This window comes from Streptomyces sp. GMY02, assembly GCF_019056675.1.
GTDB lineage: Bacteria > Actinomycetota > Actinomycetes > Streptomycetales > Streptomycetaceae > Streptomyces > Streptomyces odonnellii.
The window spans coordinates 4524690-4535595 of the sequence record NZ_CP077658.1 but is presented as its reverse complement, the minus strand read 5'-3'; the positions used below and the strand labels follow the sequence as shown (position 1 = coordinate 4535595).

8 protein-coding genes and 3 tRNA genes are annotated in these 10906 nt (G+C 69.9%); 5 read left to right on the top strand and 6 right to left on the bottom strand.

Annotated features, from left to right (window positions below):
- Positions 1-62 precede the first annotated feature (62 nt).
- Both purQ and purS read right to left on the bottom strand, forming a co-directional pair.
- Positions 63-743, bottom strand: coding sequence for a phosphoribosylformylglycinamidine synthase subunit PurQ (gene purQ / locus KQY30_RS19055; RefSeq protein ID WP_217307867.1), 681 nt, complete (start codon positions 741-743; stop codon positions 63-65).
- Complete coding sequence (purS, locus tag KQY30_RS19050; RefSeq protein WP_046506082.1) at positions 740-988, bottom strand: phosphoribosylformylglycinamidine synthase subunit PurS; 249 nt, start codon at positions 986-988, stop codon at positions 740-742. Before purS ends, purQ begins: the two co-directional genes overlap by 4 nt.
- 406 nt (positions 989-1394) lie before the next feature.
- On the opposite strand from purS, the gene KQY30_RS19045 reads away from it, so the two are divergent.
- The 5 genes from KQY30_RS19045 to KQY30_RS19025 all read left to right on the top strand — a co-directional run bounded on the left by KQY30_RS19045 (position 1395) and on the right by KQY30_RS19025 (position 3976).
- Positions 1395-1730 (top strand): Lsr2 family protein, encoded by a 336-nt coding sequence (locus KQY30_RS19045; protein ID WP_079023629.1) that lies wholly within the window; start codon positions 1395-1397, stop codon positions 1728-1730.
- 162 nt (positions 1731-1892) lie between these two features.
- Positions 1893-1964, top strand: a tRNA-Gly gene (locus KQY30_RS19040).
- Between the two features lie 50 nt (positions 1965-2014).
- Positions 2015-2090: transfer RNA gene (locus tag KQY30_RS19035), tRNA-Gly, on the top strand.
- A gap of 283 nt (positions 2091-2373) precedes the next feature.
- Positions 2374-3840, top strand: a complete 1467-nt coding sequence (locus KQY30_RS19030) for a multicopper oxidase family protein (protein WP_217307866.1) — start codon at positions 2374-2376, stop codon at positions 3838-3840.
- A 63-nt stretch (positions 3841-3903) separates the two neighbouring features.
- A tRNA-Gly gene (locus KQY30_RS19025) sits at positions 3904-3976 on the top strand.
- A 142-nt stretch (positions 3977-4118) separates the two neighbouring features.
- On the opposite strand, the gene KQY30_RS19020 is transcribed toward KQY30_RS19025, so the two are convergent.
- From KQY30_RS19020 to purD, 4 genes are all read right to left on the bottom strand, one after another.
- On the bottom strand, positions 4119-5018 hold the full coding sequence (locus tag KQY30_RS19020; RefSeq protein WP_217307865.1) for a phosphoribosylaminoimidazolesuccinocarboxamide synthase: 900 nt from the start codon (positions 5016-5018) through the stop codon (positions 4119-4121).
- Positions 5019-5232: 214 nt separating this feature from the next.
- On the bottom strand, positions 5233-6693 hold the full coding sequence (locus tag KQY30_RS19015) for a N,N-dimethylformamidase beta subunit family domain-containing protein (protein WP_217307864.1): 1461 nt from the start codon (positions 6691-6693) through the stop codon (positions 5233-5235).
- A 367-nt stretch (positions 6694-7060) separates the two neighbouring features.
- Complete coding sequence (locus tag KQY30_RS19010; RefSeq protein ID WP_217307863.1) at positions 7061-8968, bottom strand: hypothetical protein; 1908 nt, start codon at positions 8966-8968, stop codon at positions 7061-7063.
- 570 nt (positions 8969-9538) lie between these two features.
- Complete coding sequence (gene purD, locus KQY30_RS19005) at positions 9539-10792, bottom strand: phosphoribosylamine--glycine ligase (RefSeq protein ID WP_217307862.1); 1254 nt, start codon at positions 10790-10792, stop codon at positions 9539-9541.
- Between the last annotated feature and the right edge of the window lie 114 nt (positions 10793-10906).

The window sequence follows — 10906 nt, the reverse complement described above, 5'->3', positions numbered from 1 at the left end:
CGGCCGGCCGGGGCGCTCACTCGCTCCCTCGGCTGTTCCGGTATCGAGGATCTTGATCGTCATCAGGCGCTTACCAGCTTCTTCAGGATCGAGGTGAAGAATCCCAGGCCGTCGGTACGGCCCGTACCGATCAGCGGCTCCACGGCGTGCTCGGGGTGCGGCATCAGCCCGACGACATTGCCCGCGGCGTTGGTGATGCCCGCGATGTCCCGGAGCGAGCCGTTGGGGTTGCCGTCCAGATAGCGGAAGGCGACCCGGCCCTCGGCCTCCAGCTCGTCGAGCGTGCGCTCGTCGGCGACGTACCGGCCGTCGATGTTCTTGAGGGGTACGGAGATTTCCTGGCCCGCCGAATAGTCCGCGGTCCAGGCGGTCTCCGCGTTCTCCACCCGCAGTTTCTGGTCGCGGCAGATGAAGTGCAGATGGTTGTTGCGCAGCATCGCCCCGGGAAGCAGATGGGACTCGGTGAGGATCTGGAAGCCGTTGCAGATCCCGAGGACCGGCAGCCCGGCCTTCGCCTGCTCGATGATCGTTTCCATCACCGGCGAGAACCGGGAGATGGCTCCGGCCCGCAGATAGTCGCCGTAACTGAAACCGCCGGCCAGGACCACCGCGTCGACCTGCTTGAGGTCCTTGTCACGGTGCCAGAGCGGTACGGGCTCGGCCCCGGCGATCCGGGCGGCGCGCAGACTGTCCCGGTCGTCCAGGGTGCCGGGGAAGGTGACGACTCCGATACGGGACGTCACGCCTCCTCCACCTTGACGATGAAGTCCTCGATGACGGTGTTGGCGAGGAAAGTCTCGGCCATCTCATGGATACGGGCGAGAGCGGCGGCGTCGACCGGCTCCGCCACCTCCAGCTCGAAGCGCTTTCCCTGGCGGACATCGGCGATCCCGTCGAAACCCAGACGCGGCAGTGCGCGCTGCACTGCCTGTCCCTGCGGGTCGAGGATCTCCGGCTTGAGCATGACGTCGACTACGACGCGTGCCACTGGCACTCCCGGTGGTGTGGTGCGGCTGGTTCTGCTGCTGTGTTCTCCGGGCGAATGCCCCGGATCCCGGGGAATCCCCCAGACCCCCCGCGCTTCCCTCAGCGTACCGGGCCGGAAAATCTACGCGGGTAGACAGACCCGTTCGCAGATCATGGCCCGACTTCGGACACCGGGCAACGCCGGGGAAAATCCAGGCCAAATCGCGGCCCCCTATTGCATGGGACACGCTGATGCAATTGGCTGGGCTTCACAATGCGCCGCCCACCGCTGTACAAAGGAATACAGCGGAAAGCAGCATTGGCCCCGAAGTCCCCAGTTAACAGCCGGAAGGCCGGCATCGCCGCACGTCAGCCGTGTTTCCCAGACGGCCCGGGCAGGGCGGTACCGCAGGAAAGGACCGATATCCGTGGCTCAGCGCGTAGTGGTCACACTCTCCGACGACATCGACGGCGGAGAAGCGTCGGAAACGGTCACGTTCGGCCTGGACGGGAAGATGTACGAGATCGACCTCAATCCCGCCAATGCAAAGAAACTGCGCAAGGCCCTGGCGCCGTTCATGGCGGCGGGTCGAAAGCAGACAAACGCCAGCAAGAACGGCAAATCCCTGACGACCTATCGGCACACCGCCCTCGCACCCGATCCGGCGGCCGTCCGCGCCTGGGCCCAGTCGCACAGGATGGAGGTGCCGGCGCGCGGCCGTATCCCCAAGCGGGTGTACGAGGCGTTCCGCGAAGCGAGTTGAGAAGCAGCGACCGGGCGGAAGGCGGCCGGGCTCCGGGGGCGGGCCCGCGGTGCCGGCCGGGCGACGCGGTGGCGCACCGAGTTGCACAGCACCCCCTTTGATCGGCTAGAGTTTGGACCACGCCGAGGGGCAAGGCCGAAAGGCAAGCGCCTCGCAGAGCGTGCGGGTGTAGTTCAGTAGCAGAACGCCCCCTTTCCAAGGGGGAGGCGCAGTGTGCAATTCCTGTCACCCGCTCTGCATCGCTCTCCGGTTCACCTCAGTGGATCAGGTAGGGTGGTGGGCGTGCGGACGTGGCTCAGTTGGTAGAGCATCACCTTGCCAAGGTGAGGGTCGCGAGTTCGAATCTCGTCGTCCGCTCCAGTGAAATTGATTGATCTGGGTCACTTGATCCAGATAGACGCCCGGCTGGGTTTACCAGCCGGGCGTTTCTGTATGCGCCGTCGTGGACGCCGTATCGCGGATTCGATTGACCAGCGGGTCGGTGACCTCAGTGGTGAATGTCTCACGCCAGAATGATCGGCGAATACCACCACGGGCCGGGATGGGCCAGGGCGAGCCTGGATGAACACACACAATGCGGGCATCCGCGAAATCACGTAATCCCCGGGCCCCGGCAGACCGCGACCTCAGACCGGAGAACGTGATGCGAACCAGGATCCTGGCCGGGGCACTTCTCGCCCTCCTCGCCCTGCTGGCGGGCTGCGGAAGTGATCCGGGAGGATCGGGCGGACCCCAGGCGCAGTCGCCGGGACCCTCGCCCGCCGCCTCGGCGCCACCCCCGGTCCCGCCGGGCGATCCGCTGCGGGAACCGGCACAGGTGGTGAGCAAGAACGGATTCCTGCGCACCCGCATCGTGGTCGAGCGCAAGAAGGTCGAACTCGCCGGCCGCCAACTCTGGGCCCTGACGTACAACGGGCAGTACATGCCGCCGACCCTGCGCATCAGGCCCGGCGACCGCATGGACGTGTCACTGGTGAACAAGATCGACCAGATGACGAATGTGCATGTCCACGGCCTGCATGTCTCACCGAGCGGCCACTCCGACAATGTCTTCGTCATGATCAAACCGGGCGAGACATACCAGTACGCCTACCAGTTCCCGCCCAACCTGGCGACAGGAACGTACTGGTACCACCCGCACGCGCACCCGATCACCGCCCCGCAGACCGCCGGCGGCATGTCCGGCATCATCGTCGTCGAAGGGCTGAAGCAGTATCTGCCGAAGCCGCTGCGGAACATCACCGAACGCACCATCGCGCTCAAGGACTTCCAGCTCCAGGGCGACCAGATCAAGACCGAGGATCTCAGCATCGGCGCGCCCACGACCCGGGTGGTCAACGGCCAGCTCAATCCCGTCATCCGGATCCGGCCCGGTGAGACCCAGCTCTGGCGGCTCGCCAATATCGGCGCCAACATCTTCTACAAGGTGGCGCTGCCCGGCCATAAGTTCCGGGTGATCGCGCGGGACGGGAACCCGGTCACCAAGATCTACTCAGTCGACTCGATCATCATCCCGGCCGCCGCGCGCTTCGACGTACTGGTGGAGGGCGGCCCGGCCGGCAGTACGACCGAGCTGAAGACGCTCCCGTACAACACCGGCCCGGCGGGCAACCAGTTCCCGGAGGCGACGCTCGCCACGGTCGTCTCGCGCGGCGAGCCGGTGCCCCGGGAGAAACTGCCGGCGACCTTCGCTCCGGCGATCGATCTGGCCGATGCCAAGATCGCGGCCCGCAAGACCATCACGTACACGGAGAACGAGGCGGGTACGGAGTTCTACATCAACGGCAAGCAGTTCGACCCGGATCGCATTGATTTCCAGGCGAAGCTGAACACCGTGCAGGAGTGGACGGTTCAGAACAACAGCGACGAGGTCCACTCGTTCCATCTGCACACGAACGACTTCCAGTTGATGAGTACGAACGGGAAGCCCGTGCCGTTCTACGGATACCAGGAAACCGTGGACGTGCCGGCTCGCGGGAACATCGTGGTGCGGGCCGCCTTCCTGGACTACACCGGAAAGACGGTGCTGCACTGCCACATTCTCAATCACGAGGACAAGGGCATGATGTCCACCCTGTTGATCTCGGACGGCGCGGCCCGGAAGGACTGACCGGCCACACCGGAAGGACTGAGCGGTTCGCTGGGGTATAGTGGCACTCGCGTTACGGCGCACGCGGACGTAGCTCAGTTGGTAGAGCGCAACCTTGCCAAGGTTGAGGTCGCCAGTTCGAACCTGGTCGTCCGCTCAGGAGAGATACGAAGAGGCCCCCGGTCCAGGTGACCGGGGGCCTTTTCGTGTCGGCTGGTGTCGGCGTGCCCGCATCGGCTGGTGTCGGCTCATACCGGTGCGTGCCGGTGCGTACCGGTATCGCTACCGGTACGCGGCGCCTACCGCCACGGAGTGCCGGTGAGGAGTTCGTACACCTCCAGGTACTTCGCCCGGGTCGCCTCGACGATTTCCTGCGGCAGCGCGGGCGGCGGCTGCTCGCTCCTGCGGTCCCAGCCGGAGGCCGGCGAGGTCAGCCAGTCGCGTACGAACTGCTTGTCGTACGCGGGCTGCGGGTGCCCCGGCTCCCAGGAGTCCACCGACCAGAAACGTGAGGAGTCAGGGGTCAGCACCTCGTCCGCGAGCACCAGCCGGTCACCGTCGAAGCCGAATTCGAACTTGGTGTCCGCGAGAATGATCCCGCGCAGGCGGGCGAGATCGCGGGCCCGGCTGTACACGTCGAGGGTCGTCCGGCGCAGTAGCGCGGCGGTCTCCGCGCCGACCTGGCGGGCGACCTCCTCGTACGTGACGTTTTCGTCGTGGTCGCCGACGGCCGCCTTGGTGGCGGGCGTGAAGATCGGGCCGGGCAGCTCGGAGCCGTCGGACAGGCCCTCGGGGAGGGCGACTCCGCAGACCGTACGGGACTCGTTGTACTCCACGAGACCCGAGCCGGTGAGATAGCCACGGGCGACGCACTCCACCGGGACCATGCGCAGGGGCGTGCAGATGAGGGTGCGGCCGGCCCAGTCGGCGGGGGCGCCGGCGGGGACATCGGCGGAGATCACATGGTTGGGTACGAGATCGCTGAGCCGGTCGAACCACCAGAGCGAGAGCTGGGTGAGGACCCGGCCCTTGTCGGGGATCTCGGTGGGCAGCACCCAGTCGTAGGCGGAGATGCGGTCGCTGGCGACCATCACGAGGTCGCCCGCCTCGCTCCGGTACAGATCGCGCACCTTGCCGGTGTGGATGTGCACCAGACCCGGCACCTGAAGGGGCTCGGGCTTTTCGACGAATCCGGACACGGTTCCTCCCCGTGGTTCTGTCCGACTCTCCGGTCCAGGCCGGTTCGGGAGATCGCCTTGATTCTCCCGTATGCCGGAAGGCCCAGCTCGCGGGGGGTACCGGGCGCTGGTCGAAGGGCCCGGTCGGGATTGGTACCGGGCGCCGGTCGGGATTCGTCTCGGGCTTGAGGGGGCTCGTGTTCCGGGTCGTGCCCCAGCTCATGTCCCAGGAGGGTCAGTCGCGTTTGCAGATGCGGTCCAGGAGGTTGGCGGTCGCGCGCTGGATACGGGTGTCGACATGGCCAGGCCGGTCCAGCGCCGGGGACCAGGCGAAGGTCCCCGAGGCGAAGACCAGCGCGCCGGACGGGGCGCGGTAGAGCGAGGTCTCCTGGTGGCGCCGGGCGTTCTCGCTGTCGCGGTACGGGGAGTGCGCGAGCAGGATGCGGTCCTGGTGGTCGGGGAGTGCGGTGCGCGGGAAGTACCGATCCGCCTCGCCCGCGACCAGCCCGTCGATCTCGTCGCCCTCGCCCGCGCCGGTGGCCTCCCAGAGCCAGTGATCGGCGTTCCGTACGACCATGGGGTGCGGCTCGGGGATCCGGCCCGCGTACTGGATACCGAGAAGCTGCTGCTCCGGCCGGTCCACCTCGCGCCAGAGCGCGGGGCGGCCCGGGCCCCGGCGCTTGCGGCAGGTGAGCAGCCGGTCCGGGACGCCGGAGGCGGACGGGCCCAGCTCCACCTGCCAGTACAGGGTGTTGGCGGAGAGGAAGACCAGCGAGGTGCCCTGCTCGCGTGCCAGCTCGACGGTGCGGCGCATGGGGATCGACCAGTACTCGTCATGGCCGGGGAACACCAGGCCGCGGTACCGGGTGGGGTCGACCCGGCCGGCGTGCAGATCGCGGGTGTCGGCGTAGGCGAGGTCGTATCCGTACCGCTCGGCCCAGCGGATGAAGTCGTACGCGTGGCCCACATGGAGGGGCAGGCCCGCGCCCGCGTAGGGGCGGTCGAAGGAGACCGTCGTGGCGGCGTCCTGCTCGCCGAGGAGCAGGCCCTGTTCGTCCCAGGCGTGGTAGAGGCTGGCACCGGTGTGGCCGTCCTCGGGGTAGAGGTTGTACGCCTGCCAGGTGATGTCGGGGAGCAGGAGGAGCAGATCGGCCGGGTGGCTGTCGCGGACGGTGAAGGGGATGTGGGAGCGGTAGCCGTCGGCCGTCGTGAGGACGGCGACATAGGCGCCGAGGGCCCAGTACGACGGGATCTGGAGCCGCCAGGACAGCCACCAGTGGTGGCAGGAGACCGTACGGTCGGCGGTCAGCGGCGGCGGCTGGACGATGCCGGAGAGCCGGGGGCTGGTGATGATCTTGCGGGCGCCGTCGCCGCCGTAGTGCCCGATCCGGTAGATGTCGACGGAGAACTGCTGGGGCGGGTCGACCGTGACATGGAAGTCGATCGCCTCGCCGGGGGCGACCGCGCCGGTGGAGGCGAAGCCCTTGATCTGGCGGCGTACGTCGTCGGCGGTACGGGGGCCTCCGCTGCGGCCACGGCCCAGGGTCGGGTCCGCGTACCAGGGGACGAGCTGGCCGGTGTCGTCGAAATAGTTCTCACTGCCGCGCAGCCAGGGCAGCGGGCCCTGGCCGAACGGGTCGCTCACCGCATGGGCGAGAGCGCCCGATTCCCATCGTCGGATCTGGTCCGCCCCCATCGCGCCCCCTCCTCCGAGCCGCCGAGCCACATCGGGTGGTACGGCCGTTTTTGATACAAGCGCCAGGCTCCAGCACATCACATAACGCACGCGGCCCGTCACCGTTCGTCGCTAATTGACGTTAACGGAACGGCCTAATCCGGATGTGGGGTGTGATATGGGGGATTCTTTCGCGTCCGGATGAATCGGTGAGCCGAGTTCGAATTACGGGGCGAAATTGGGTGGTCGGGGCGGTGATGTCTGCGGGCGCCCGCCCTGGGCCCCGGTCCGGTGGGTCGTGCATCAGGCCGCCTTGCGCTCCCGGCCGGTGGGTCGTGCCCGTGGGGCCGGTGCGTCGGGGGCCGGTGCCATCGGATGAAGTCTGGCGTCAGACGAGGCGTACGGGCTTCTCCGGCCGTACGCCGAGCGAGGCCAGCCAGGAACGGAGCGGCTCCGCGTCGCCTCCCTCGACCAGGCTGAGAACGCGCCCGACCAGATCCGCGCGCCGTTTCCCGTCGACCAGAAGGGCCGGGCCGTCCAGCCAGTCCAGGCCGGGGGAGGCGCCCGCCGTGTCGACGGCCGAGCAGCAGACCATCGCCGTCACATGGTCGGCCAGCAGCTCCCTGCTCGTACGGGGCGGCTGGAGCGGGAAGAGCGGGAGCGGATCGGTGCCCCAGGAGGTCAGGGCATCGCCTCCGGTCTCGATCGGGACGGGCGGGGCCGCCGCCTCCTCGCGGGCCAGCTCCGCGCTGATTCCGGCGGCCAGGGCGTCGCCGGCCTGGGCTGCCTGGGCTGCGCGGTCGTGGGCGGCTCGGGCGGCACGTGCGTCGGCGGACCGGGCGCGTTCGTACTCCACGCCCTCCTCAACCGCTTCGACCGCCTCGACCGCCTCGGCACCCTCCTCGCCGCCTCTGCCCATGGCGCTCTCCATGCCATGGGCGCCTTCACCGCTCGGGGCGGACAGGTGGTCCATGACCCGGGCGAGGGTGGGGCCCGGCGCCATCGCGGAGGAGTCGGGGTCCGCCGAGCGCCTTACTCCCATACCGTCCAGCACGCGGTGCAGCCGGGCCGCTTCCGTACGCCATTTACGGTCCACGACCTCTTCCGGATACTGCTGCCAGTCCACCGGCGACCAGTCGGGCCCCGCCTCGGCCGGGCCGCCGTGGAAGAGGCGGGCGGCGAGGAGGGACGCCGCCTCGTCGACCGCGCCCGGTTCTTCGAGCAGGTCGCAGGCGGGGCGCTCGCCGAGCCGGGAGGCGAACCCCTCCGCCAGCCGGTCGCGGCGGGACAGCTCCGTGAGGGCGGACACCACGCCCGCGTCCAGCCGGGAGGGCCACCGGCCCATGCGCCAGGCGGGCAGGGCGACCCTGGTCAGCAGCCGGTCCCACCCCGCGTACGCGAGTCCCACCTGCTCCTGCGCGACGATCCGCAGCCCGTAGTCCACCCCCTGCGCGCGCTCCGAGGCAGCCGCCGCGACCCCCCGCTCCATCTGGGCGGCATGCTCGGCGCAGCCGCGCAGCAGCAGCTTGGCGATCCGCCCGACCAGGCCGAACGTCGCTCTCCGTATCACTCCCCGCCCCGGCAGCCCTGGGATCGCCTTCCGCCCCGGGCGCGGTCCCCGGGGGCGCGCCGCCACCGCGACCGCCGCGTCGAGTCCCCGCACGAACCTGCGCGCGGCGGCTATGTCCGGATGCGCCGATGGACCCGTACCCGCGACGACCGGCGCGAGCACGGCGCGCAGCTCGGCGACCCGCATCCACCACAGGAAGGGCGACCCGATCACCAGTACGGGCGCGGCGGGCGTACGACGACGACGGCCCGCTCCGGGGAGGGCCGGCAGATGCGCCGGATGCGTACGGTCCTCCAGCCAACTGTCGCAGTCCGGGGTGAGCGCTATGGCGGAGGGGGCGGGCACTTCGAGCCGCTCCGCGAGATCACGCACCAGCCGGTAGAGATCGGGGGCAGCCGCTTCGGTGACCGCGACGGTGGGGCTGAGGGCGGGTCTGGCCCAGGCGATCACGGCCGCGACTCCGGCGCCGAGCAGGAGCACGACCGCCGCGAAGGCCGTCACGGCCCAGCGGGCCGCGTCCCAGCTCCCCCCGCGCAGATGGCCCGTGGCCCCGCCCGCCAGCAGCACAACGGCGACGGCGGCGGGCAGCAGCGCGACGGCCAGCGCCCTGCTGCGCACCCGCAGCACGGCGAGAGCCCGGACGCGGGCGCCCTGAGCACCAAGCTCGTCGCCGATGCCGGAACTGGTACTGAGACCGGTATGCGAACCGGATCGGGAACCGGACATGGTCGGACTTCACCCCCTCTGCCCCTGTGACGGCTTTGCTCACTCCCCCACTGTGGCACCCGCCACTGACAACGCAATGTCGATGGGCCAAGTGCCGGAACGCCTGCGCCGCACCATAGTTGGACCCCGGCGACCCGTCATCCGGATGGCCCATTCGTCACTCGATGGAATGGCTCTGGTCAAAGCTGCTGACGAGCGGCCCACGGGCCCTTATTTCAGGGGCCGAGCGCGCCTTGTCCACCCGTACGGACGACAGTCCCGCTCCACCGGGCGGCGGGCGCCTGGTGGAGGGGAAGTGGCGGACGGGGTTGCCGGCGCGGGTTGCCGGCAGGATGCCCGGCGGGGTTGACGGCGGTCGATGGCCGGGGGGCCGAGCGACCGGGCTGGAGGTGCGGGGCCGGGTGCCGGGGCCTGCGGGGGCTTGCGGTTCTGGATGCTTGCTTGCGGATCGGAGTGCTCGCTCAGGCCTTCGTGCTCGCTTGCGGTTCCGGGGGCTCGCTTGCCCCTTCGGGCTCGCGGCGCCGCGCGGGCCTACGCCTTCGCGGCGCCGCGCCGGTCGTGTTCGTTCGTTTACGCCTTCGCGGCGTCGCGCGCGATGTCCGTACGGTGCTGGGAACCGGGCAGCGTGATGCGGTGCAGCGCGGCGTACGCCCGTTCGCGGGCCTGCGTCAGATCCTCGCCCGTCGCCGTCACCGACAGCACACGGCCGCCCGCGCTCACGACCGTACCGCCGTCGTCCCGCCGGGTTCCGGCGTGCAGGACGTACGCGTGGGGCGCGTCGTGGGCCGCGATCTCGTCGAGGCCGTCGATCGGGTCGCCGGTGCGCGGCGTGTCCGGGTAGTTGTGCGAGGCCACGACCACCGTGACCGCCGCGTCGTCCCGCCAGGTCAGCGGCGGCAGATCGGCGAGCGTCCCCTCGGCCGCCGCCAGCAGCACCGCGGCCAGCGGGGTCCGCAGCCTGGCCAGCACGACCTGTGTCTCCGGGTCGCCGAAGCGCGCGTTGAACTCGATCACCCGCACCCCCCGGCCGGTGATCGCGAGACCCGCGTACAGCAGCCCGGAGAAGGGCGTGCCGCGCCGCCGCAGTTCGTCGACGGTGGGCTGGAGGACGGTCTCCAGGACCTCGTCCACCAGCTTGGGGTCGGCCCAGGGAAGCGGGGAGTACGCGCCCATGCCGCCCGTGTTGGGGCCTTCGTCGTTGTCGAGCGCGCGCTTGAAGTCCTGGGCCGGCTGGAGCGGAAGGACCGTACGGCCGTCGGTGATCGCGAAGAGCGAGACCTCGGGCCCGTCGAGGAACTCCTCGATCACGACCCGCTCGCAGGCGAGCGCGTGCGCGCGTGCCACCGCGAGGTCCGAGGTCACGACGACGCCCTTGCCGGCGGCGAGCCCGTCGTCCTTGACGACATACGGCGTGCCGAAGGCGTCGAGCGCGTCGTCGATCTGCCCGGGCGTGGTGCAGACGTAGCTGCGGGCCGTGGGTACGTTCGCCGCGGCCATCACATCCTTGGCGAAGGCCTTGGAACCCTCCAGCTCGGCCGCCTCCTTCGACGGTCCGAAGCAGGGGATGCCCGCTGCCCGTACGGCATCGGCGACCCCCGCCACCAGCGGCGCCTCGGGTCCGACGACGACCAGACCGGCCCCGACCTCGGCGGCGAGGCGGGCCACCGCCGCGCCGTCCAGCATGTCCACCGGGTGCAGTTCGGCGACCTCGGCGATACCGGCGTTGCCGGGCGCGCAGTGCAGAGCGGTGACCTGGGGGTCGAGGGAGAGAGAGCGGCACAGGGCGTGTTCGCGGGCGCCGCCGCCGATGACAAGGACCTTCACGGGAGGCAGCCTAGCCGGGGGAACGGTCGATTCCGCTTGCGGGCCGTCTCCGCCCGCCACTGTCCGCCTCGCCACCGTGTCCCATCTCCGCCCGGCGCTCTCTTCGCGTTGCTG

What these genes read in the sequence shown, in the direction of transcription:
- KQY30_RS19010 (WP_217307863.1), bottom strand. Translation starts at nt 8,968, where the DNA reads ATGTCCGGTTCCCGATCCGGTTCGCATACCGGTCTCAGTACCAGTTCC.
- KQY30_RS19030 (WP_217307866.1), top strand. Translation starts at nt 2,374, where the DNA reads ATGCGAACCAGGATCCTGGCCGGGGCACTTCTCGCCCTCCTCGCCCTG.
- KQY30_RS19015 (WP_217307864.1), bottom strand. Translation starts at nt 6,693, where the DNA reads ATGGGGGCGGACCAGATCCGACGATGGGAATCGGGCGCTCTCGCCCAT.